Below are 24,449 nucleotides of genomic sequence, written 5' to 3' on the forward strand. Positions count from 1 at the left end.
GCATCTTTCTGTTCTGTTCACCTCAGGTAGTAACAGTCAAAAGAATGCCCTACAAAAAATGGAAATAAAATGATGAAACAAAAAAAACTGACCACAGCCAATGGCTGCCCTGTTGCAGATAACCAAAATGTACAAACCGCAGGTCCTCGTGGACCAATGCTTCTGCAAGACGTATGGTTTCTTGAAAAGCTAGCTCATTTCGATAGAGAAGTTATTCCAGAAAGACGCATGCACGCCAAAGGGTCTGGCGCTTATGGCACTTTCACCGTAACGCATGACATTTCTAAATATACTAAAGCCAACTTATTCTCCGAAGTCGGCAAGAAGACCGATCTTTTTGTCCGCTTTTCTACCGTCGCTGGTGAGCGTGGTGCAGCGGATGCTGAACGTGATATTCGCGGATTTGCAATGAAGTTCTACACAGAGGAAGGGAATTGGGACTTAGTTGGTAACAACACGCCGGTATTCTTCCTTCGTGATCCTTTAAAGTTTCCAGACCTAAATCATGCTGTTAAACGAGACCCCCGTACAAATATGCGTAGTGTTAATACGAACTGGGATTTCTGGACATTGCTTCCTGAGGCGCTTCACCAAATTACCGTTCTAATGAGTGAGCGTGGTATTCCTCGTACTTACCGCCATATGCATGGATTTGGAAGCCATACCTTTAGCTTTATCAACTCTGAAAATAAAAGGTTCTGGGTGAAATTTCACCTACAAACGCAACAAGGTATCGAGAACTTAACCGATCAAGAGGCGGAGGAATTGATTGGCAAGAACCGTGAAAGTCATCAACAAGACCTGTATGAGTCAATTGAAAGTGGTGCATTTCCTCGTTGGAATTTGAAAGTTCAAATTATGCCCGAGAACGAAGCTGGAGATTACCGCTTTCATCCATTTGATCTCAGTAAAGTTTGGCCGCATGAGGATTACCCATTGATTGATGTTGGTGTCATGGAGCTTAATCGAAATCCAGAGAACTACTTTGCCGAGGTAGAGCAAGCCGCATTTAATCCTGCCAATATTGTGCCTGGAATTGGATTTTCTCCTGACAAGATGTTGCAAGGGCGATTATTCTCGTATGGGGATGCACAGCGTTATCGCTTGGGAGTCAACCATGCGCATATTCCAGTCAATCAGGCTCGTTGTCCCGTGAATGCTTACCACAGAGATGGAGCAATGCGTGTAGATGGAAACTACGGAAGTACCAAAGCATATGAGCCAAACAGTTTAGGTTTATGGCAAGAGCAACCGGATACTAAAGAACCGTCAATGCAACTTAATGGTGATGCGGATAGCTGGGATTTCCGTGAGGATGATAGTGATTACTTCACGCAGCCGAGAAATTTGTTCAACCTAATGACATCGAGTCAACAGAAAGCGCTCTTTGAAAACACGGCTCGCAGTGTTGGTGGGGCATCGATTGAAGTCCAACGCCGCCATATCTCGAACTGCTCCAAAGCAGACCCTGCTTATGGTAAAGGTGTCGCGAAAGCGTTAGGAATCGCTTTAGAAGACAGTAAACAATAAGAAAAACCGCTCTTAACTGCAGGCCTTAGCTATTGGCCTGCAGTTAATTATCACTGACTTAACCAGCGAATGCTGAAAGGGGTATGGTATGAGAAACTGGAATGATTATAAGACAACCTATCGCAGTGAGTTAGATATCTTTGATTTCGCAAGAGTTGGTGACTTTAGAGGGCTTGTAAATATTTTATCGCAACATACTGAAATAGACTTAGATGCTAAAAATAACAGAGGCTACTCTCCACTTATGCTTGCCGTTTATAATGGAGAGAGAGATTTCTGTGAAGCGCTCTTGAGAAGTGGCGCAGATGTAAACTCGATGGACTGCATGAAGAATACAGTGCTGATGGCTTCAGCTTTCAAAGGTAATGTAGAGATTATAAAGCTTCTATTACAATTTGGAGCAATAACAACGAATAGAAATAAGACCAACATGAATGTGCGAGACTGGGCGTTAATGTTTGGACGAACAGAGGTAGTGCAATACCTTGATAGTACATTGCCTAGTTTAGTTGCTTCATCGAAAATTAAAAATTTCATAAGGTTTATAGGACTTAGTTTTCTGATGCTTAAGCCGAGAATACCACCTCAAAATAAGAAGAATGGGTATTCTTAGGGTATGAAAAATAATGTCATCTGAATTAATCATGATACGCAATATCATCGGATGGCTGGGAAGATAAAAGGCTTTTTTTGAGGTGTTCGAACGAATATAACGGCCTCAACATAAAATATTGATGAATGACTGTGATCCCACAAATTAATTGTGTGAAAGACCAACGAATGTAAGTGATGCCCATCTAACTATTCGTATTCTTGCCTATCTCCTATAATTGTATAGGAGTAGTGTGGTGTCTCAAATAACCGGTTGAACACGAAATTTCAGAGGTAATTATGAGTTTGTTTTATGTTGATAAGAAAGCGCAAGATAATGGCGATCATGAGATTCACACAGCAACATGTACTCACGGTCCTGGGGTGCAAAATTGTGACCCACTTGGCTACCATACCGCATGCAGTACAGCACTGAATGCAGCCAAAGAAATATACCCACAGTCAAATGGTTGCTACTACTGCTCATATTCAAGTTACAATTCTGAAGAAAAGTAAAATCGATGGAGGACAATCATAGCAATTGATTGTCCTTTTCTTAACAACAAGCTGTTGACACTCTCCTCTTGAATACCTACATCTGGTTAGATGCTTTCCAAACTACCCCTATATCCTCAGTGTTCTATTTACGGTCTTCGGTGTTCTATTTAAATAAAAATATGCCATGCTATAGTGGTTTAAATAAATGGTATCTTGGCAAACCAGAAGTGTAAAAAATCAAGCGTATTAATAACTGATGGTAGAAACAGATAAACAAACACAGTGATCAGGCATTCACACAAGAAAACGCAAGGAGAGTTGCTTGAATAAAGTTGTTATTGTTACAGGTGGGGGGCGCGGAATTGGAGCTGCTACGTCTAAAATGTTGGCAACCAAAGGGTATAAGGTTTGTGTAAATTACCTGAAGAATGTAGTTCAGGCAGAAAGTTTGGTCGCTTTGATTCAAAAAAATGGTGGCGAGGCAATTGCATACCGAGCAGATGTATCTGTTGAATCCGACGTAAAGCGTTTGTTTTCATCCGTTCGCCAACAATACGGGACAGTGACACATCTAGTGAATAACACAGGTGTATTGTTTGTTCAGTCTCAGCTGGGTGATATTGAATTAGAACGTTTTGAAAAAGTGATGAATTCCAACGTAACGAGTTGTTTTTTATGTTGTAAAGCGTTTATCAATCAGATTGATACGCATGGTGCAATAGTGAACGTCTCGTCCGCAGCTTCAAGAACAGGTGCGCCGTTTGAATACGTAGATTATGCGACCTCTAAAGGGGCAATGGATTCTCTTACCAAAGGGTTGTCACTTGAACTTGCTCCAAAAGGTATACGTGTTAATAGCGTCAGGCCCGGCTTTATCCATACGGATATGCATGCCGATGGTGGAGAGCCAAATCGGGTTGAGCGATTAGCGGCTCAGATCCCTCTTCAACGAGGTGGAACGCCAGAAGAAGTGGCTCAAGCGATCGTATGGTTGTTATCAAATGAGGCCTCCTATGTGACAGGAACTTTTATCGATATTGCGGGTGGAAAGTAACCTGCTAAATTGAGTGTCTTTATGATGGACAACGAAAAACAAGTTCAAGGGAAAATAAATAAAATAAACCTTTACATTATTTGATACTCAGGTATTATCTACCTCGCTCTGTTGATCAGAGTTATTAATGAAACATAAGTAAAAGTAAAGCCTCAGAATTTCTTCGTTATTGTTGTTATCCTCAGTTTTTCCCTTACGCTTCATCGTCACATTTAATAATTCAGCTATCAGCGCATCGCACTATTGCGATAACTTATTAATCTAAAAATATTAAGGGACACAACATGTCTAATAAAACAACTGGTATAGTAAAATGGTTTAACGAAGATAAAGGTTTTGGTTTCATTACTCAAGACAATGGCGGCGCTGACGTATTCGTTCACTTCCGTTCAATTGCATCAGAAGGCTTTAAAACGCTTACTGAAGGCCAAAAAGTATCTTTCGAAGTAGAGCAGGGCCAAAAAGGTCCTCAAGCGGCTAACGTTACAGCGCTATAATTTCGTAAGACGACGCAGATAGTATCATTACTATTTGCGTCATCTAAACCACTAATATTAATCAATTTATACCATATATTCGAAAATATAAACATTTCAAACATCTGCTTTTCCATATGTCGTTACGTTTCTTATTCACTTCGTTATATTCTAATAAATAAAATCATTAACATTAAAAATTTGCAGTATAAATCCATATTTAGAATTGCTCTATTTTGGCTTTAACATGCTTATTATAAAAATAAGGATACTTATGTCTCGTTCAATCGGTCGTAAGCGATTTTGGTTTCAAAATAGCCGAAATCAAAATAATAAAATAACTAAATAATTAAACAACCAAATAAAATTAGAGGTAATTAAATGATAGTGAGCTTTACTATGTTAAAAGGCGAAATCTCTTGGGACGCACCCATCCATCAATTGAACAGTGATATATTATTACGACATATTCGATTGAATGGTAATGTCGACAGTGTTGATATTGAGCTTTCGTATTGCGAACAAACCTGCGAAGGTGATATCACCAATAGTGACAATCAACTTATTGGTAATTTTTCAATTTCTTTTTAATAGCTCAGTCCATTCTGAATTTCGTTTATTGTAACAAATAGTAAACCTGTCACCTGGCTCTTACTTAATTACCTTGAATATTTTGCACTCTGTAAGTCGTAGTGTTCTAACGTCCTCTTTTATAACAATAATGTTTGATATTTTGGAGGAATAAAACGCCTCTATTTTCGTTGGAAAAACGCTTCAGTTATATATCTATTCACTCTAACTATACCGTTTGGCTTCTATATTAAATAATGTCAGTCGCGTTAATTATATTATTCAAATGAATTTGAATCTTCGGGCACATTTCATCAGGCCAGTTATATCAAGCTAAGTAAGTTCATGTTCAACATGGATGTCATTCCCTCGACGACTCAAGACATCCCTGTACGCATAGTAATGGTCCTCCCGGCCCGATAACAATCCTATTGCTGGACAGTTAATTTTCCAGATGGGTACTATTTGGTGGAAATGGTATAAATCAATAATTTACCCTAAATGTGATCGTTCAACGTCTTTCTTACGTAATGATAATATCAAACAAAACAAGAGAGTCGTTGTGAATAACTCCAAACAAGAACGTAATCAAAATAGAAGTGAATCTACTCAATACCCTGTATTTCCACTCCCTATCTTTATACTCCCTGGTGGCATGCAAAGGCTGCGTATTTTTGAGTCTAAATATGTCTCAATGATCGCGAACGCTCAACAGACGGATGGTTTTGTTGTCGCACTCTATCAAAAAGAGAGAGCTTTTTTAGTTCCTGATTGGGGGGTTCATGTCCAAATTGTCGATTTTGATCAAGGTGAAGATGGCATATTGACGGTCGATGTACTTGCCGATGGTATGGTTAGCATATCCAATTTCGACGAACAACAAGGCGGGTTGTTGATCGCGCAGACTTTTTCTTTGCCGCATTGGTCTTCTAATAAAGGTGTTATTTCAACCAGCTATGACTCCTCTGATAATGGCCCCATTGAACAGGTTCAAGTTAAGTTATCTTCTGTTTTAAAAGGAGTATTTAATTCACATTATGAACTAAGTGACCTATACCAAACACAATTCTTTGACTATCCTGAATGGGTATGTGCACGTTTGTTAGAGATTATTCCTCTGTCCCTGACTGAAAAAGAGAGGTTTGTTCAACAACTTGACTATACACAACTTACAACGCTCCTCAGTATCTTATGCGAAAAAGAATTAAATAAAGATTGATCCTTTTTATCCGCCTCAACGTAATGGTTAATAACTATTCTAAAGGGGTGTTGTTCAGATGCAGCAGATTGAGGTAAAAATCGAACCGATAGCGAGAGGGATTCCCATTACTCAGCCTACCATTACGTCGGCGCACCCAGAATTGTCCGACTGGTTATCCTCGGTGGCACAAAACCAAGACAAGGACGCTTTTACTAAGCTGTTCCGATTTTTCTCACCTAAAATTCAACGCTTTGGTATCAAACAGCACGGCAACGAGAGCCAAGCTAATGAGTTGGTTCAAGACACAATGACGAATGTTTGGAAAAAAGCACACCTTTATGATGCCAGTAAGGGGGCCGCAACGACATGGATTTACACCGTTATGCGAAATGCCTCTTTTGATCAACTTAGGAAGATTAGAAGCAAAGCCGAGCAAAATCTTGGTGACGATATCTGGCCGATAGAGCAAGAATTAAGCAAGAATGACGACCTGTTAAATCCATTTGGTGACCACCTGATGGCAAAGCAACTGGAAAAATTGGTGGGTAGCTTGCCTGTAGCTCAACGGGTAGTGGTACAAGGTGTTTACTATCAGGAGCTTTCGCAAGAGCAGTTATCACAACAGTTAGGTGTTCCAATCGGAACCATAAAATCACGGTTGAGGTTAGCATTGGAAAAAATTAGACAGCAAATGGGAGAGCAAGACAATGATTAACTATCACCCAAGCGAAGCTGTAATAAAAGAATTTGTAGCGGGCGACCTGCCAGTATCGGTTTCTGTTATTGTCGCAAGCCATGTAGAAATGTGTAGTGAATGCCAGTCTCTCGTCAGTCAATTTACAGAGAAGGCAGCAATGGATGCGTTTGATGTGAAAGAGGATAGGTTGAGTACTGAAGATTTCGATTTCAGCTTTGATGAATCAGGCATCGATATTGTTACGCAGCAAGAAGAGATAGTTTCGCTAGAGATGCTTGAAACGATTACGGCTCAGCCAGTGGAACAAGCACCAATTTTACCCGTTACAGTGACGGAAATAGAAGTATCGAACACACGTGTAACCTTGCCAAGAGCAATCAGATCCATCTCTTTAAAAGAGTGGCAAGGGATAGGAAAGATCTCGCGTGCGAGGTTGAAGCTTGATGATGATGAGCGACGCATGAGTCTATTACATATCGCTGAAGGCGGTAACGTTCCTCATCATACGCACAAAGGTTATGAAATAACCTTATTGCTTGAAGGCAGTTTTGAGGATGAAATGGGCAGCTATCACGCAGGCGATTTTATCTGGTTAGACGGTAAGCATACCCACAATCCAATGACAAAAGAAGGCTGTGTTTGCTTAACCGTTTCAAGTGATGCGCTTCGATTTACTCAAGGGGTTAGTAAGCTGATTAATCCATTAGGGAAATTGATTTACTAAGTGAGTTTTAAATTACATGAGGCGGGACTTCCAATATGGATAAAAAACTACAAATAGGCATCAGTGCGTGCGTCGTAGGACAGCAAGTTCGATATGATAAAAGCCATAAGCGTTCGCATTTTTGCATGGAAGAGCTGAGTGAATTTGCTGATTTTAAGCCCGTCTGTCCTGAGGTCGCGGTAGGATTACCTATTCCACGACCAACCATAAGGCAGATTTCTAACGGGGATGTGATAACCGTCTCTCGTCCCGATGGCACAGGAGATGTAACGGAAGCGCTTACCCAATTCGGTCAATCCCAAGCTAAACAGAATGATGATCTGGCTGGTTTTATCTTCTGTGCTAAAAGCCCAAGCTGTGGCATGGAAAGGGTCAAGATATATCAGCATGACGGTAAGGGTTCCAAGATGACGGGCGTTGGTATGTTTTCGAAACAGATAATGCAACATAACCCATTATTACCTTGTGAAGAGAATGGTCGCTTGAACGATCCTATCATTCGAGAAAATTTTATTACTCGTATATTCACCTATCAAAAATGGCTCGATTTAAAAGCCAGTGGTTTTACCTTACATAAACTTATTACGTTTCATAGTGCCCACAAGTATCTGGTTATGAGCCATCATATTGAAAGCTATAAAGGCCTAGGTCGGCTGCTTGCTGATCCACAGCAACCGATTAATGAGGTGGCGGATGAATATATATCAATGTTGATGGAAGCATTAACCATCAAGGCCACTCGACGTAGCCACACCAATACTCTGCATCATTTACAGGGTTATTTTAAGAAGCAGCTAACCAAAGAAAAACGCAAAGAGTTGAATGATCAAATTGATGCTTATCGAGAAGGCCTTTTGCCATTATTGGTTCCTCTAACCTTGATTAACCACTATTTACTCGAATTTCCCAATGACTATCTATCAGAGCAAACCTACTTAAATCCACATCCTAAGGCGTTAAAGTTGAGGTATGGCTATTGAGTACACTGCTTTGGATGAGACGAGATCTTCGCATTCACGATAACCCAGCATTATGTAAAGCCCTTAAAATGGGGGCTTCTAATGCGGTCTATATATCAACACCCGAGCAGTGGCAACAACACAACCTTGCGCCCATTCAAGCTGATTTCATCCGAAGACATCTACTATTGGTTGCGAAACAATTGGCAGAGCATGGTGTGAAACTGCATTATTTGGAAGCCTCAGATTATTACTCTCAGGTGCAGGTATTAAAAGAATTTTGCAATCAGAATGCTATTGGCAATGTCTGCGCTAATCGAGAGCCAGAGATCAATGAACTCAACCGAGATACACTTTTTCAAAACACGGGTATAAACCTTGTTCTTTCTAACTGCGATACTATCTTGCCGGTAGGCAGCGTGCTTAACAAACAAGATGAGATGTATAAAATATTTACACCATTTAAAAAAGCATGGTTACAGCGCTTACAACTTACCGGTGTTGAATGTGCCATCCTCCCTGTAAAGAATGTTAACACCTCCATTGATAATTCTTTGACGTCGATTGAATTTGATTATCTCGATGCGGACTCATCACGTTGGCCGCTCAGTGATGAGGTCATGCAAACAGTGGTGCCTACTTTCTTCGATAATAAGCTTGAGTGTTATGCTGAAAAACGAGACTTTCCCGGGATTAAGGCAACTTCTGGTCTTTCGCCTTATCTTGCTATTGGAGCGATTAGTTCAAGATGGCTTGCGCTGCAATTAGTGCAGAGGCAACCGGAGATTGTATATGATTCAGCTATGCCCGGATTTGCATGGTTTAATGAACTAATTTGGCGCGATTTCTACAAACATCTGTTATTTCACTTTCCTGAACTAGCAAAAGGACAGAGCTTTCAGCTCAAATACCGAGACATGGTATGGCAAGGCAATCCAATGCACTTTCATGCATGGTGTGATGGTCGAACAGGTTATCCGTTAGTTGATGCCGCAATGAAGCAATTAGTCCAAACTGGTTGGATGCACAATAGATTGAGGATGGTGGTAGCAAGTTTCCTAACTAAACACTTGTTAATAGATTGGCGACTCGGAGAGGCGTTCTTCATGTCACACCTTATTGATGGGGATTTAAGTGCCAATAATGGCGGTTGGCAATGGGCAGCAAGCACAGGTTGCGATGCTCAACCATACTTCAGAATATTTAATCCGATCACGCAAAGTGAAAGATTTGATCCTAATGGCGACTTCATCCGTAGATATGTTCCAGAACTGTATGATGTGCCCAATAAACATATCCATTTTCCACATCAATATTTGCAATTGAATGGCAACACAACGCAGTACTGCAAGCCCATCGTCGATCACAAAGAAGCAAGACAGAGGGCGTTAGATTTTTTCAAACAATATTAAGGATGATCTTATATGCAACGCTCATTGTGGTTACAAAAATTTGTTGATGTTTACAGCGAGTTAGGAACAGATAATCTCATCACTTTACAATCTATTTATCATCCAGCGGTTACATTTATCGATCCGCTGCATCGAGTCGACGGTGTAAAAGATCTTATAGACAGTTTCCAGAGTAGTTACACAAATATTATTCAGTGTGATTTTGTCATTCAACATGTGTTTGAATCGGACAATGAAGCGGCTGTTTATTGGAATATGACGTTTCGTCACAAAAGCTTGAATGGTAAAAAGCCTATCTCTGTTATTGGCCACTCCCATCTTAAAGCGCAAGATAACCTAGTGATATTCCACCGCGACTACCTAGATGCCGGGGCGATGATATATGAACACGTCCCTTTTATTGGTGCGTTCGTCAAAATCATAAAGCAGAGAGCGGGGCAATAATGCGTATTTTAATTACTGGTGCTACATCAGGTATAGGGAAAGAATTAGTCCTAAGTTATGCCAGCAAAGGAGCTGAAGTGATGGCTTGTGGCAGAAACCATGTGAAGTTGCAGCAGCTTACAGTTGATCGACCATTCATTACACCGCTCTGCTTTGATTTAACAGATTATGAAAACTATCCCACAATGGACGATGATTTTGAGTCGCTTGATATGCTCATTTTTAATGCTGGTGACTGCGAATATATTGATGATGCACTCAACTTCGACGCTAAGAAGTTTGAGAGGGTGATTAATATTAATCTGATTTCGATTGGTTATGGTCTTCAAGCGTGGCTTAAACACCTCAAGCCAGGTGGTCGTTTAGTCTTGGTGAGTTCCAGTGCTGGATTATTGCCGCTACCTCGAGCTGAAGCATATGGCGCATCAAAAGCGGCGCTAAGTTATCTAGGCAAGACACTGTCGATAGATCTTAAAAAGCACGATATTAACGTCACCGTGGTTCATCCCGGTTTTGTAGAAACACCACTGACTGATAAAAATAACTTTGAAATGCCGATGATTATCTCTAGCCAAGCGGCAGCAGAAAAAATCATTGAAGGCATAGCCAAAGGAAAACCAGATATCAGTTTTCCGACATTATTTATATTTATTATGAAATGCCTTCGCGTATTACCTTCGTCACTTTGGAATAGACTCGCTACAAGGATGGGTTAGCAATGACAAATAAAAAGATCGCCATTATTGGTTCAGGTATTTCAGGACTAACTTGCGCTTATCTATTAGACAAACAGCATGACGTTACCGTTTTTGAGAAGAATGATTATGTAGGTGGTCATACCGCAACGGTTGATATTGTTCACCAAGGTCAAGAGTATGCCATTGATACGGGCTTTATCGTATTTAATGATAGAACTTACCCTAAATTCAACCAGTTACTGTCACAGCTAGGCATTAAAAGACAAGCCACGGAAATGAGCTTTAGTGTGCACAACCGTCAGACGAAGTTCGAATATAATGGGCATGGTATCAATGCGCTTTTTGCGCAAAGAAGTAATGTGTTTAAGCCGAAGTTCTGGCGTCTAATTTCAGAGATTATTACGTTTAATAAGCTTTGTAAGAAGGCGTTTCGAGAAAACAATATTAATGAAAAATCCACCTTAGGTGACTTCTTACAACGGCATCAATTTTCAGATTTTTTTTGTCAGCATTACATCCTTCCAATGGGAGCGGCGATTTGGTCCACAAGTTTGGAAGAGATGGAAAAATTCGAACTTAAATTTTTCATCCAGTTTTTCTATCATCACGGGTTACTTAACATTGTTGATCGACCGCAATGGTATGTCGTTCCCGGTGGCTCACGAGTTTATGTTAACTGCATCCAAGAGGAACTTAGCAAAGCCATTGTGACAAAAGCAACGATAAAGCACGTTACACGGCATAGTGGTGGCGTGATAATCACTATGGAAAACGGCGAAGTACAGAGTTTTGACGATGTTATTTTTGCCTGCCATTCAGACCAAGCTCTAAACCTTATCGCTGACCCCACTGAACAAGAAGTCGAGGTTCTTTCTGGTATTCCTTATAGTCGGAATGAAGTGGTACTGCATACCGATACTCGATTGCTACCCGATAGAAAACTGGCATGGGCGAGTTGGAACTATATGCTCGATGGCGATTTATCGCGGCCTTCATGTGTTACCTATAATATGAATATATTGCAGGGTATTCAAAGCAACGACACGTTTTGTGTCACCCTGAATCAAACGGAAGCAATACAGCCAAGCAAGGTGATACGTCGTTTTATTTATCACCATCCGATACTGGACGAATTAAGTGTTAAGTCACAAAAAAAACGTCATTTAATATGCGGTAAAAATGGCTGTCATTTTGTTGGGGCGTATTGGTACAGCGGTTTTCATGAAGATGGTGTACGCAGTGCGATTGATGTAACTGAACGGTTTGGACTGTCGTTATGAATGATCACAGTGGTATCTATTGGGGCCATGTTCGTCATCGCCGATTTGGCGAGATAGCGCATGAATTTAGCTATCAACTTTACATGTTGGCTGTAGACCTAGATGAGTTAGCCGAATTGTCACGCCGTAGCCTAGTATTTGGTCAACATTGGTACAACCCAATTCGATTTTATGAAAAAGATTATGTAAAAAATGAACCTGGCACGTTGAAGCAACGTATAAGTCAGAAAGTAACGCAATTAGGAGGCGATTGGTCTGAGAACAATAGAGTTACTCTACTGGCACAAGGCCGATGTATGGGGATCTATTTCAGCCCAATTAACTGCTACTTTTGCTATTCAGAAGCGGGCGAATGCCAATATATGTTAGCGGAAGTGAGTAACACTCCATGGAAACAAAGACACTATTACTTGGTGGATATGACCGGAGACATGAAGGTAAAAAAAGCCTTTCATGTCTCACCATTTATGGAGATGGACATGAATTATCATTGGAAGATATCACCACCAGAAAAGAACACCTTGGTTCACATAGAAAGCCACAAACAAGGGAAAGTGTTTGATGCCACTCTGGCGTTAACTAAACGTGAATTTAGTGCAAAGCAGCTATGGAAGACAATTAGCGCGATTCCGATGATGACCTTGAAGATTGTAAGCGGTATTTATTGGCAGGCGCTAAAGCTGTTTTTGAAACGAGTTCCTTTTGTCGTGCACCCAAATAGTTAATGAATCGTTTTTCAGTGAATATTGGAAGTATTTAGACTCGCAAGTGAGGTTTACATGCAACAAATAGCAAAACAGGATCAACCTTTGGCCTACCAGAATGCCACTAGTCGCAATGACGCTATGGGGAAGTATCGACGTTTGATTTTTGCTCTACTAAGTAAACTTGATGAGGCGAGTGTTGAAATTATCGAGGGTGACGAGCATCTTATTTTTGGTGAGCGTTCTGCCACATTAAGTGGGAAAATTGTTGTGCATGATCCGAGCTTTTATAAAGATGTGGTACTCAATGGCAGTATTGGTGGAGCGGAGGCCTACATTGACGGTAAATGGACGAGCCCAGAGTTAACCAACGTCATTCAGGTTTTGGCGAGAAATCAATCACAGCTAGACCAGATTGAGAATAAGGTTCAGTGGTTTAGTCGATTAAAAAAACGTTTACTTAGCCGTAAAAATGCCAACACCGAACAAGGTTCAAAACGCAATATCCTGGCTCATTATGATCTCGGTAACGAGCTTTATACGCGCTTTTTAGATCCTGCAATGCAATATTCCTGTGCAATTTATAATGCACAAGCCTCCACATTGGAACAAGCCCAGCAACTTAAAATGCAGACCATCTGTGAAAGACTGGACCTACAATCGGGCGATAGCGTAATAGAAATTGGCACGGGATGGGGAGGGTTGGCGATATACATGGCCCAACACTACGATTGTCATGTTACCACTACCACTATTTCTGATGCCCAGCATCAATATACCGCAGATAAAATTCAGCAGCTTGGTCTTGATGACAAGATTACTTTGTTGAAAAGTGATTATCGCAAACTCACGGGGCAGTATGACAAGCTTGTTTCAATTGAGATGCTTGAGGCGGTAGGACACGAGTATCTTTCGACATTCTTCAGCAAGTGTTCAGAGCTGCTTAAATCCGATGGAAAAATGCTTGTTCAATCCATCACTATTGCTGACAGTCGCTACGATAGCTACCGTAAAAGCGTCGACTTTATCCAAAAATATATCTTTCCGGGTGGGTGCTTACCCTCTGTAGCGGTCATGACCGAACAGATGGCTAAAAATACCGATTTGGTGGTGCATGAAATGCATGATATAGGCCTTCACTATGCACGTACATTGGCGGACTGGCGTTTAGCTTTTGAACAACAATGGGATCAGTTAATCGATCTTGGCTACAGTGAAGAGTTCAAGCGCTTATGGTTGTTCTATTTATGCTATTGCGAAGGCGCTTTTTTGCAAAGGGTCATAAGTACACATCACGTGGTTGCTAGAAAGCCACGTTTCAGGGGGAAAAGTGATGAAATTGTTTTGGATTATTAACCTTTTTCTATTTCAAGCCAGTTGGCTATGTGCGGCATTTTTTACCGAATACGCCAATCAGATAATGCCATTATTACTTATCATTCATTTTGCACTATCACCAACGCGGATCAAAGATCTTAGATTGCTAATGTTGGTTCCTATCGGATTGATTGCCGATAAATTTCAGTTAGAACTCGGTGTATTTAGTGCTGGTGATAGCTTTTTTCCTATCTGGTTATTAATGCTATGGATAATGTTTATTATTAGCTTGAACCATAGCCTACGTTGGTTAGATAACCGTTCGATTCCAACGCTTATGCTGATAGGTGCAATTGGCGGTGCGAGTAGCTACTGGGGAGGCATAAAGGCGGGTGTTTTGGTTCCTTTGTTGCCAACGAGCAGTGTTGTTTTTTCGCTGATATTGGTTTGGACGCTTCTTTTACCGGTGTTTGTCATTCTTAAACGCTATGTAAATCAACCTGCCAATGCACATGTTTTGAGGTGATGTATGAAAATATGGACTCTAGTATTGCTACTGCTGACGGCTAGTGTATCGGCCTCACCTATTAGCCATTTAAATAAAGTAGGTGAAGGGGAAATGACCTACCTGTTCTGGACCATTTATCAAGCGGAGTTTTACCAGGATGTAGAACAAGAAAAAGACAATGCGATGATGGTGATTCTAGCAAAAGATGAAAATGAAAAAGCGCTTAAAATCGAATACTTTAAATCAATAAGTAAGCGGGCACTTATCGATGCGACTATCGACCAATGGCAACATTTAGGTTATCGACAGAACAACATAGACAAATGGGCCGCGCCACTTGAACGAATTTGGCCAGATGTGGAACCAGGCAATACCATTACTATTCGCGTGCAAAAAGATGGTCAGAGTCAGTTCTTCTTTAATGATGCACCGATAGGTGCGATAGAGAGCCAAGATTTTGGGGATGCTTTTCTTTCAATTTGGTTATCGGAGAACACGTCAGAGCCTAAACTACGTCAACAATTATTGGGGCTTAATCAATGAAAATATTGACCATTTTTTCTCTCGTACTGTTACTTACTGCATGTGGCAGTGCCAGTTTAGAGGAACACAAGAACACCACTCCAGAGCTGAAGTTAGAACAATTTTTTGATGGAGAGCTTAAAGCCTATGGCATGGTGCTAGATCGTTCGGGAAACCTATTGCGCCGTTTCAACGTTAAACTTCTCGCGTCATGGCAGGGAGATGAAGGGGAAATAAAAGAGTGGTTTGAGTTTGATGACGGTGAGAAGTCGACGCGTATTTGGCAACTGAAAAAACTTGGCGATAATCAATATCAAGGTACCGCAGGTGATGTGGTCGGCATTGCAAATGGCAAAACGGAAGGGTCGGCTCTCTATTGGGAATACGAGTTAGAGATCCCTGTGGATGGCACGATCTATGAAGTTACTTTAGACGACTGGATGTTTATGATCGATGAAAAGCGGCTGTTCAATAAGACGGATATGTCTAAATGGGGTTTTCATGTCGGCGAAGTAATCCTTTATATTGAAAAGTTATAACGTTTTGACAATGATGCGTTTGTTTATCTTGGCAACTATTTGAATGATTGCGTTAAAATGTGTGCACACCTTAGCGAGCATGTTCGAACAAAAATTTATTATGAAGCTGACCGATATTCAACAAACCATCTCGAGTTTCACCTCTATCGAGCAAGCGTTAACCTATTTTGAGGTCGACTTTGATCGGCGGTTTATAGAGGAATATGGTACGCAAGTGGTGAAGCGTTTTAATGGCTATTTGCTCCTAGAAAAACCAGAGGATTGGTTTGCTGCACGTCGCGTACTAAGAAACGCTTACTGTAAAGTGCAGCGAGGCAGATTAGACCCGAGTTCTCGTTCTGCATGCCGAGGATGTACTTCTTGTCTGCGACGCTAAACATGGCTAATTAATGCGCCTAATCAAATAAGATAAGCCATCAGCGAACTATGCTAACTTATCCGCCCTTTCAAAGAAAAGCACTACCATGAAAATAAACCATACGTTTTCGATTGTTCTACTGCTTTTTTCTGCCTGTTTTACTTCGCATACATATGCCCTAAGTGATCACGACTATTTGCTACGTCATGTAGAGGAAGTAAGTCGAGATTACTTCTATATTCACCTTGATGATAAAACGAATGAGCTTCAAATGACCGGAATAGTGGGTGGTGAGCACCAAACACATTATCGAATACTCGGTTTTTCAGGTGACTATTTTCACATTGAGGTTGAATCTGTCGATGGTGTTGCTTATGTATCCATAGATGGTGAAGGGGTAGAACGGCAAGACAACGACGGCGCTAGCGAGATAAAGGTCATATGGGATGGTGTATGGATAGATATTGCTGTTTCAGCTAGTACTTTTTCGAGTGGGTATGTCCTTAATATAGAAAGGGTCTCGCAACCGAAACATATTGAGATTAGATAATGGATAGGTATCAATATGAACCTAGTTGGCTTTCAATGTTAGCGTTGTCAAAATGATTGATAGTATTTGCTTGGCATGTTTTCATGGTCGACATTCAACATATATTTCAGGACAAAATCCCCATGTTACTAGGCATCACCCTTGGTTCCAACGATCTTTCTAAAGCCGGTATTTTTTATGACCGACTGTTGGCTACTCTTAATATGGTACGCACTATGGAAGAAGATGATGAAGTTGGTTACGGCCCTGAAGGTGGACCAAGCTGCTTTTGGATATTGATACCGTTTAATAAACACATCGCAACGAGCGGGAATGGAACACAAGTCACCTTTAAAGCAGCCAGTAATGAGATGGTAGAAGAGTTCCACCGTGTCGCGTTAGCTTTCGGTGGTACAGATGAAGGGGCGCCGGGGTATCGATACCGACCAGATTATTTTGGTGCGTATTGTCGTGATTTAGATGGCAATAAATTGCACGTGATGCATGAACCAAATCTCGCAGGGCAATAGAATAGTAAAACAGGCTCATTTAATAATAAGTGGGCCTGTATTGTGTTGGATCTACGTGTTAATAGTTAAGTTCAACCAATCCTAGTTGTTGAGATTGTTCATAAGAGATATTTTTCGAGATTAGGTTACTTAGTGCATACTCAGAAATTACCAAGACGTGCTTATTGTCTTGAGGGGCTAATGCATGTACTTCTACCTTGCCCATTTTGGTAAATTTGCTCCATAAATGGCTGTCCGCTAAATAGATATACCCTTCTTCAGGTAGTGCTTCTTGATTATTTTTAACAAACAGCTTTAGCCACCAAACTGCGCGTTGTAGACCCTGTGCGCCTTCGACATTTTTTGGTTTAACTATTTGATTATTTGCTAACGCTTTTTGTGTCGCAATAACTACATCTAGAGAGCCAGGATAGCTCTCCGTAAATGGATTAATGAACTGACCATCGTAAGAGCAAGCCCAACTAGGGCTTGCTCCTAGAACAGAAAGTATCAATAGTATTTGTGTTAATACTTTCATATCTGAGGCCTTACGGTGTGACAATATTGAACCAGAACTTGAATTGGTCCAGCATACCAATAAAATCTTTAAACTTGCTCGCGTCACCATCGATGACAAGATCACCGTCGGCAATCGCTTTCTCAAGCGTAACACTACCTATTTGCACATCATCTAGAACGGCTTTTGAAATTTTCAAGCTGACACTAGGATCGTCAATGAGTATCTTAGAGTAGTTCAATACGGAGTTCTCAATGGTTAGTGTGTATTGCTCATCTAAATCAGTGAAATCGATGTTCATTGAGAAGTTCATACCTTCGGCTTTTTCTGGAAGGATTCGAACGGATAGATAGTCGAACAGCATCTCTGGAGGCATGTTTCGGATGATGTCTGGCGACGCTGTTGTTAACCCGCCTGTTTCTGGTGTACCGTTACGCAGTTCGTAGGCACCTTGTAGGTACACAGAACGCCATGGCCCCGATTCTGATTGGTAACCTAACTGCTCGTAAGTATCTGCCAATAGCTCTTTTCCTTTGGTGTTTGGGTTAGCAAATACCACATGTTTAAGAACCTCCGCAACCCAACGGTAATTGCCTTTGGCAAAATCCTCTCTAGCTTTGTCTAGTATGGCTTTCTCTCCGCCCATATATTCAACGTACTTAATAGCCGCATTGGTTGGCGGCAGGTTGTTCAAGTCAGAAGGATTACCTGTATACCAACCCATATAGCGTTGATAAACTGCACGGCTGTTATGACGCAATGTACCGTAATAACCACGTGTGGCCCAGTTGTCTTCTAATGATTTAGGTAGCTGGATGATTTCTGAAATTTCTTCACCCGTGTACCCTTGGTTCATCAATCGAACAGACTGGTCATGGGTGTATTTGTAGATATCACGTTGTTTCTTAAAATAACTATTGATATCTTTCTGGCCCCAAAGTGGCCAGTGGTGGCTTTGAAACTTAACCTCTACTTCGTTACCCCATAACTCGATGGTTTCATTTAAGTAACTAGACCATTTTAGTGCATCTCTCACTTGAGCACCGCGAAGTGTTAAGATGTTATGCATTGTATTAGTGGTATTTTCTGCCATCCAAAGGGCTTTTTTCTCTGGAAACCACGTGTTCATTTCTGTAGGGGCTTCGGTTCCTGGCGTATATTGGAATACCATTTTAATGCCGTCTACCGTGCGTTCGTCACCTGTTTTTTTAATAAAGTCGGTTGGTCCAATTAACGTAGCAACACCCGTGGACGTTGTTTGTCCAAGCCCTCCATTAACGCCACCAAATTCGTTACGTGGTAGTAATGCACCGTACATATAAATAGCACGCCGACCCATGGCGTTACCTGCGATAACGTTTTCTGATACGGCGTGTTCTGTAAATCCTTGCGAAGCAATAATTTCGACCTTGCCCGAAATAACATCTTTTTCATCGACTAAGCCACGTACACCACCAAAATGATCAAGGTGGCTATGGCTGTAGATAACGGCTTTAACTGGGCGTTCACCCAATTCTTGATTGACGAAATCTAATGCGGCTTTTGCTACCTCTTGAGATATAAGCGGATCAAAAACGATCCAACCTGTTTTACCTTCAATAAAGGTAACGTTAGATAAGTCGTAACCACGCACTTGATAAATGCCGTCGGTAACTTTAAACAGGCCATTGATCATATTTAATTGCGCATTACGCCAAAGGCTTGGGTTAACACTGTCGGGTGATTTATTATCTAATGAAATATACTTTTTGTAAGACTCTAAATCCCAAACAACGTCGCCTTTTTCATTTTTAATGGTGACAACGTCTTGAGTCGTAATCAAACCGCGTTGAGCGTCGTCAAAGTCCTTTTTGTCGCCAAATGGGAGAGCATTGAGTACATTGTTATTCGCCTCTATCGTCGATTGAGTCGCTGGCTTTGAGTCAATCGCCATTGCATTAGCAGAAACTGCTATTGCAATGAGTGTAACGACATTTTTTATCATACCTAGGTCCTTCTTCCTTGTTGCTAGTAAATGTGACATTTAAGAGTTTCGTCTTGGTCGAAAGTGAAAGATCCAACTATCCAATTATTTGTTTTTTATATGTAAGAATAGAAAGTTAGACGTTGTTGTCAATTAATTAACACATTAGCAACATCATGTATGATTGATATGCAGATTCCGCAAGATATCTTGCATTCGCAATTACGGGACAATTTAGCAGGGAACTAAATCTGCTTTCGAAGGGTTTCTGATGGCAGTTCGTTAAAGAAGGTTTGATACTCGCCAGCAAAGCGACCCAATTCCAAGAACCCCCATTTTAGTGCAAAATCAACAACTTTACTTTTAGTCGCGCTTGCAGCAATAAGATCGCTGTGGACCTTGTTGAGACGAACTATTCGTAGGTAGCGGTTTGGAGTCATGCCTAAATACTCCTTGAAACCGTATTGTAGGCTACGCTCACTGAGTTGTGCTACAGCACATAGTTCAGATAATGTGGGCATCTGATGGGCATGGTAGTTCAGGTACTCAATAACCTTGTGTACCCCTTTAATTCGTTGGGGTTGCGGTCTGAGTATTTCTTCATTTTGGTTGGTTGGTGCTAAAACATCGAGTGTAAGCTGCAAAATTGCTTCATTGAGTACGCGATTAACAGACGGATAGTTAAGTAAGCAAGGGTTGTGTCGGACCATATGCATGATTTTTTTTGAACCCAAGGTATATCGCTTGAGTGCTAGCGGGTCTGAAATGGCCGCTTTACTAGATAACCAATTTTTAGGGATATCCTTTTCGGTTAATTGACGAATATTCTTGGTTAAGCTTTCACGATTAAATGCGGTACAAATGTAATCAATATGGTTAGAAAAATTGACATCCCATACACCACCAGTCGCCTGTATAAATGAGTTTTTCGGCCGATTTTTGCCACAATAGGTTCCATCTGTGTCATGGGAATTGATAACAGCAAAGGGAAGAAAGCGGCTCGCTGGAGCAGCCTGAATTCTAGATCCAACATTGAGTTGTTCTCTAAATATCTGAACATCACCTAAATTGAGCTCAACATACTGAGCATTCAACTCTCCAGCATGGAGCTGGATGTAGGATCGATTTTTACTTGCTTGAAAGTTCGCTAATTGATCAATGTCTGCGGTTTCTAATAATCGAACGTCTTGGTGAGTGTGTTGGTTTTCATTCATAATCATAAAGGAAGCATTTAGAATTAATACGTCAGTAAACGAAAGTATTGAAAAACTATATGCAAAGCAATGTAGCATATAATTATGATCAATTCATTTACATTTAAAATTTGTATGTTTCTTCGGCTATATTTTCTTACCAGCAGATATGTCTGCTCAGGAAGGACTCTGCGAAAATTCGGTGGTGTGTTTGAATTTTCAGTATGATTAAGACCATTTAACAGGTTCTAATTTCGCAATATTTGAATGAGATACTTTGATCCTATATCGTTCTATCTTGTCGTTATTAAGGCGAAATACAAGGTTAATATCGTGCAACATGGAAAATTTATTTCGAATCAATTTGCCATGTTCATAAGAGGTATGCCTCAATGTGGTATCGGGTAATAACACCAATAAGGTATGTAGGTTTATATCCATTGTGTCTCTAAGTTGGGTGAACCCATTCATAAAGCTGTCATTAATCTCGTACTTTTTTTTGTAATAAATTACGACTTCATCGGCGTCTTTTTTTGTGTATTTCCCTTTTCCTCGCACAGATATTATCTCATCATCCGGTATGGCAAACTCGGCTAACTCGTAGCATTGACCCACAATTTTATTGTCACTATCGTATAGTACGGTTCTACCACTAAACTTTCCTTTGCTTAGTTTTTTTGCAATATAAATCCGAAATAGTTCTTTAAACCGATCCTTAAATATATAACTAAAACAGAGTGCCATCAGTAGAGCAAATGAGACCGTGCCATATCCCAATTGAACATAAAAGACGACTAATGTCGTTAATAGCATAGACAAAAATGCACTGAGACTAAATGCGGCCTGTTCTCTCAGTACACCTAGCGTACTATTTTGCTGGGTAATATTGATTGATTTGCAGAAATAATCTTCTTTTCTGCGAATGTATTGAGCCTCTTTTGATTTTAAACCATAGTTGTCTCTTCGGTATTCTCGTTCAGAGCAAGCGAACTTAATCAGTTCGTCATAAATGGCCGTGTTTTCATTATTTCCTTTACCTGTATGGCAAAAAGCGAGCGTTATTTGTTCTGCGTAATAAGAGCAGAGCTCGTCTGCACTTCGAAAATCTTTAATATTATCATCGGTTGTGGGGGTATTTCGTAGATCATTGAGTAGTGTTCTGGATACGTCTAGAAACTCACTCAAATTGTTTTTGGTTTTGTCAGTCTTTTGGGTAAGCCTAGACAGTTTCAACTTAAATGTTTTCAGAAAAATTGGAAAATCGATCGTACTGTCTGAGTTTGCTCTCTGTTGTTTAAGGAGTGGAAATTTGGCTTTTGAAATTGAATAGTGATAACGAGATGCCTTAAGATCGAGCAAAACGTTAGCACCGATATCTCGCTCTCTAATTCCCATATCATCAGGTAAAAACATGAACATTTCGAGTGAGGAGATTTTATTTTTGTTGACGGTTGCTCTTATTTCCATCGAGGTATCGAGTATCTCAAGATCTAGTTTCACGCGATAGATACCTCCGTATGAGTTGTGTTTGTCGGTTGGAATAGTGAATACTGGTCGTTCTAGGTAAACCCTTTTAATTGCAAAAGTTGTTGTGCAAATTCGGCGAAACCATAGCCTCCTGGTTTTGTCATCATGACAGGAGGAGGCGATATCAATTTGTCCCAGTAATGGGAAAGATTAGCAACCCCGACACTGTTGGGTAGGGTTGCAAACATATGTTGGTCATTGAGTGAGTCGCCAACGTAGCAGCAGTGAGAGAGGATATCTGCATCGGATAATCCTTTCTCATGAAGGAAACGTAACGAGGTCACTTTTTTGGAATGCTCGCCATACCACGCGTTAATGTGGATAGAACTGGCGGTTGCATGAGCACCCAGTGCCGTTATTTTGGAAACGACCTCCTCGATAATGACGTCGCTAACTTTAGGACAGTTTTGCCCTATATCGATAGATACTTCGCATAGGCGGTATGATTGATCAAGCGTCAAATTGAGATCTGGATAATCCTCTAGAATCTCCAACACCTGACGTTTCAATTTATCCTGCAGGTGTTTTAACTCATCTAACTTCACATCGGCCTTGATAGTAAGATAATTGTCTTTTTTCTCTAATATAAATGCCCCGTTTTCACCCAGTACTGCGTCTACAGGCCAAAGTTGAGCAATGTGGTCACACCAACCAGCACAAGCGCCTGTTACGGCAACAACTTTTATACCCGCTTGCTGTAAGTTGTTGAGTGCTATTAAAGTCTCTGGGGGAAGCTTGCCTTGCCAAGTCAACGTATCATCGACGTCTGTTAGGACCCAGCTTACCGTTTTCCATTCCTTGGTTAGCTGATTCGTTACCGATTTCATATTCTTTCCCTTAATGAATTATAGCAAATTCGGTAAAAACATGACCAAACCTTCTGAGTAGGTCAGAATCATGAGAACAGTAATAAGTGCAAGTAACAGCGGCGCAACTTCACGCACAAAATCGGCCACCCGTACTTTAAGAATTGAGCATACTGTAAACATCATGGAACCGAATGGTGGTGTGACACCGCCAATCATGATATTTACGATAACAATGACGCCAAAATGAACCGGATTAACACCAAGATTAAGTACCGCAGGTAGAAGCAACGGCGTTAATATAATCATTGCCGCGCCACCTTCTATAAACATGCCTACAACTAGAAGTAGCACATTAATTAATAGCAACAGTATTAGCTTGTTATCCGTCAATTGGATCAATGCGGACGCCACGTTTTGTGGTATCTGCTCTAGGGTCATGTAATAACCAAATACCATTGCACCAATAATGATGAACATGACACTACTTGTGCCCTGAATTGTCTCTTTCAAAATCATAGGGATATGACGAATTTTTAATTCTCGGTAGATTAATGCGCCTATTATAGTGCATAGCAAAACAGCGATAGCACCCGCTTCCGTTGGTGTGAATAGACCAAAACGCATGCCGAGAATGATGCCAAAAGGGATAAATAGAGCAGGGACGGCTTTGGCAAAAAAGTGAAAGCGCTCCTTTGAAGGTGCGGGTACTGAACGAGAGGGTTTATAGCCTCGTTTTTTTGAAATAATGGCGATAGTAAAGATCAATGATCCGGCCATTAATACCGCTGGCACATAGCCGGCGATGAACATGGAATGGACAGACACGTTCGCCAGCAATGCAAAAATAATCAGGTTTATACCTGGTGGAATAACAGGTGCAATGCTCGAAGATGCCGCCGTTACTGCTGCGGTGAATGGGAGGTCATAACCACGTTTGGTCATTTCTGGTGCCAATATCTTTGACTGCATCGCCGCATCGGCATTTGCAGAGCCTGATATGCCGCCCATCAACGTACTAAGTAGTACATTCACATGCGCTAACCCACCCACTTTATGTCCTATAAGTGAATCTGCAAAGGACAGCAAACTTCGGCTGATCCCGGCGTAGTTCATGATTGAGCCAACCATGATAAAAAAAGGTATCGCCAACAAAGGAAAAGAAGAAGCAGAGGATATAAATCGCTGCATCACTAAGCTAACTGGAATGGACGTATTAAGAAAAAGAAAGTAGACCAATGATGATGCGATTAATGAAAACGCGATGGGTACATTCAATAAAAATAATACAAACAAGAGGATAATCGGTAAATAAATGTCCAC

At 40.9% G+C, this 24,449-nt stretch carries 28 protein-coding genes; 22 read left to right on the forward strand and 6 right to left on the reverse strand.

Going from position 1 to position 24,449, the window contains the following annotated elements:
• The first annotated feature begins 69 nt into the window (after positions 1-69).
• The 22 genes from AACW90_RS01365 (at position 70) to AACW90_RS01470 (ending at position 17,141) form a co-directional block, all read left to right on the forward strand.
• On the forward strand, positions 70-1,530 hold the full coding sequence (locus AACW90_RS01365) for a catalase (RefSeq protein WP_390229701.1): 1,461 nt from the start codon (positions 70-72) through the stop codon (positions 1,528-1,530).
• Positions 1,531-1,618: 88 nt separating this feature from the next.
• Positions 1,619-2,143 (forward strand): ankyrin repeat domain-containing protein, encoded by a 525-nt coding sequence (locus AACW90_RS01370; RefSeq protein ID WP_390229703.1) that lies wholly within the window; start codon positions 1,619-1,621, stop codon positions 2,141-2,143.
• Positions 2,144-2,421: 278 nt separating this feature from the next.
• Positions 2,422-2,637: a hypothetical protein gene (locus AACW90_RS01375; protein ID WP_390229706.1), complete on the forward strand. Its 216-nt coding sequence runs from the start codon at positions 2,422-2,424 to the stop codon at positions 2,635-2,637.
• Positions 2,638-2,941: 304 nt separating this feature from the next.
• Complete coding sequence (locus AACW90_RS01380) at positions 2,942-3,673, forward strand: SDR family oxidoreductase (RefSeq protein WP_390229708.1); 732 nt, start codon at positions 2,942-2,944, stop codon at positions 3,671-3,673.
• 284 nt (positions 3,674-3,957) lie between these two features.
• Positions 3,958-4,170, forward strand: coding sequence for a transcription antiterminator/RNA stability regulator CspE (gene cspE, locus AACW90_RS01385; protein WP_195705871.1), 213 nt, complete (start codon positions 3,958-3,960; stop codon positions 4,168-4,170).
• A gap of 360 nt (positions 4,171-4,530) precedes the next feature.
• Positions 4,531-4,740, forward strand: a complete 210-nt coding sequence (locus tag AACW90_RS01390) for a hypothetical protein (RefSeq protein ID WP_390229711.1) — start codon at positions 4,531-4,533, stop codon at positions 4,738-4,740.
• 541 nt (positions 4,741-5,281) lie between these two features.
• A complete protein-coding gene (locus tag AACW90_RS01395; protein ID WP_390229714.1) occupies positions 5,282-5,938 on the forward strand; it encodes an LON peptidase substrate-binding domain-containing protein in 657 nt (218 codons plus the stop codon).
• 58 nt (positions 5,939-5,996) lie between these two features.
• Positions 5,997-6,635: a sigma-70 family RNA polymerase sigma factor gene (locus AACW90_RS01400; RefSeq protein ID WP_390229717.1), complete on the forward strand. Its 639-nt coding sequence runs from the start codon at positions 5,997-5,999 to the stop codon at positions 6,633-6,635.
• A complete protein-coding gene (locus AACW90_RS01405) occupies positions 6,628-7,341 on the forward strand; it encodes a ChrR family anti-sigma-E factor (RefSeq protein WP_390229720.1) in 714 nt (237 codons plus the stop codon). The genes AACW90_RS01400 and AACW90_RS01405 overlap by 8 nt, the downstream gene beginning before the upstream one ends.
• Before the next feature lie 35 nt (positions 7,342-7,376).
• A complete protein-coding gene (locus AACW90_RS01410) occupies positions 7,377-8,321 on the forward strand; it encodes a YbgA family protein (protein WP_390229723.1) in 945 nt (314 codons plus the stop codon).
• A complete protein-coding gene (phrB, locus tag AACW90_RS01415; protein WP_390229726.1) occupies positions 8,318-9,712 on the forward strand; it encodes a deoxyribodipyrimidine photo-lyase in 1,395 nt (464 codons plus the stop codon). The genes AACW90_RS01410 and phrB overlap by 4 nt, the downstream gene beginning before the upstream one ends.
• Positions 9,713-9,724: 12 nt before the next feature.
• Positions 9,725-10,156, forward strand: coding sequence for a nuclear transport factor 2 family protein (locus tag AACW90_RS01420; RefSeq protein ID WP_390229728.1), 432 nt, complete (start codon positions 9,725-9,727; stop codon positions 10,154-10,156).
• Positions 10,156-10,872: an SDR family NAD(P)-dependent oxidoreductase gene (locus tag AACW90_RS01425; RefSeq protein WP_390229731.1), complete on the forward strand. Its 717-nt coding sequence runs from the start codon at positions 10,156-10,158 to the stop codon at positions 10,870-10,872. The genes AACW90_RS01420 and AACW90_RS01425 overlap by 1 nt, the downstream gene beginning before the upstream one ends.
• Positions 10,873-10,874: 2 nt before the next feature.
• Positions 10,875-12,134, forward strand: coding sequence for an NAD(P)/FAD-dependent oxidoreductase (locus tag AACW90_RS01430; protein WP_390229734.1), 1,260 nt, complete (start codon positions 10,875-10,877; stop codon positions 12,132-12,134).
• Complete coding sequence (locus AACW90_RS01435) at positions 12,131-12,859, forward strand: DUF1365 domain-containing protein (protein ID WP_390229737.1); 729 nt, start codon at positions 12,131-12,133, stop codon at positions 12,857-12,859. The genes AACW90_RS01430 and AACW90_RS01435 overlap by 4 nt, the downstream gene beginning before the upstream one ends.
• Positions 12,860-12,913: 54 nt before the next feature.
• Positions 12,914-14,194, forward strand: a complete 1,281-nt coding sequence (locus AACW90_RS01440; RefSeq protein WP_390229740.1) for a class I SAM-dependent methyltransferase — start codon at positions 12,914-12,916, stop codon at positions 14,192-14,194.
• A complete protein-coding gene (locus AACW90_RS01445; RefSeq protein WP_390229743.1) occupies positions 14,172-14,681 on the forward strand; it encodes a DUF2878 domain-containing protein in 510 nt (169 codons plus the stop codon). Before AACW90_RS01440 ends, AACW90_RS01445 begins: the two co-directional genes overlap by 23 nt.
• A gap of 3 nt (positions 14,682-14,684) precedes the next feature.
• Positions 14,685-15,206, forward strand: a complete 522-nt coding sequence (locus AACW90_RS01450; RefSeq protein WP_390229746.1) for a chalcone isomerase family protein — start codon at positions 14,685-14,687, stop codon at positions 15,204-15,206.
• Positions 15,203-15,724, forward strand: coding sequence for a DUF3833 domain-containing protein (locus AACW90_RS01455; RefSeq protein ID WP_195705885.1), 522 nt, complete (start codon positions 15,203-15,205; stop codon positions 15,722-15,724). Before AACW90_RS01450 ends, AACW90_RS01455 begins: the two co-directional genes overlap by 4 nt.
• A 100-nt stretch (positions 15,725-15,824) precedes the next feature.
• Positions 15,825-16,100 (forward strand): nitrogen fixation protein NifW, encoded by a 276-nt coding sequence (locus AACW90_RS01460; protein ID WP_390230825.1) that lies wholly within the window; start codon positions 15,825-15,827, stop codon positions 16,098-16,100.
• An 88-nt stretch (positions 16,101-16,188) separates the two neighbouring features.
• Positions 16,189-16,632, forward strand: coding sequence for a hypothetical protein (locus tag AACW90_RS01465; RefSeq protein WP_390229749.1), 444 nt, complete (start codon positions 16,189-16,191; stop codon positions 16,630-16,632).
• A gap of 83 nt (positions 16,633-16,715) precedes the next feature.
• Entirely contained in the window at positions 16,716-17,141 is a 426-nt protein-coding gene (locus AACW90_RS01470) for a VOC family protein (protein ID WP_390229752.1), read from the forward strand.
• A gap of 58 nt (positions 17,142-17,199) precedes the next feature.
• On the opposite strand, the gene AACW90_RS01475 is transcribed toward AACW90_RS01470, so the two are convergent.
• The 6 genes from AACW90_RS01475 to AACW90_RS01500 all read right to left on the reverse strand — a co-directional run bounded on the left by AACW90_RS01475 (position 17,200) and on the right by AACW90_RS01500 (position 24,449).
• The gene (locus tag AACW90_RS01475) at positions 17,200-17,658 is read right to left on the reverse strand and encodes a hypothetical protein (RefSeq protein ID WP_390229755.1); all 459 of its coding nucleotides are present in this window, start codon (positions 17,656-17,658) and stop codon (positions 17,200-17,202) included.
• A gap of 10 nt (positions 17,659-17,668) precedes the next feature.
• Entirely contained in the window at positions 17,669-19,621 is a 1,953-nt protein-coding gene (locus AACW90_RS01480) for an alkyl/aryl-sulfatase (protein ID WP_390229758.1), read from the reverse strand.
• Between the two features lie 224 nt (positions 19,622-19,845).
• Positions 19,846-20,820: a helix-turn-helix domain-containing protein gene (locus AACW90_RS01485; RefSeq protein ID WP_390229760.1), complete on the reverse strand. Its 975-nt coding sequence runs from the start codon at positions 20,818-20,820 to the stop codon at positions 19,846-19,848.
• 201 nt (positions 20,821-21,021) lie between these two features.
• Positions 21,022-22,293 carry a hypothetical protein gene (locus AACW90_RS01490; protein WP_390229763.1) on the reverse strand — a complete coding sequence of 424 codons (1,272 nt, stop codon included), beginning with the start codon at positions 22,291-22,293 and terminating at the stop codon, positions 21,022-21,024.
• Positions 22,294-22,352: 59 nt separating this feature from the next.
• Positions 22,353-23,147: an HAD family hydrolase gene (locus tag AACW90_RS01495; protein ID WP_390229766.1), complete on the reverse strand. Its 795-nt coding sequence runs from the start codon at positions 23,145-23,147 to the stop codon at positions 22,353-22,355.
• An 18-nt stretch (positions 23,148-23,165) separates the two neighbouring features.
• A complete protein-coding gene (locus AACW90_RS01500; RefSeq protein ID WP_390229769.1) occupies positions 23,166-24,449 on the reverse strand; it encodes a TRAP transporter large permease in 1,284 nt (427 codons plus the stop codon).

The sequence above is a fragment of the Vibrio frigidus genome (genome assembly GCF_042465995.1).
In the GTDB taxonomy this organism is placed as follows: domain Bacteria; phylum Pseudomonadota; class Gammaproteobacteria; order Enterobacterales; family Vibrionaceae; genus Vibrio.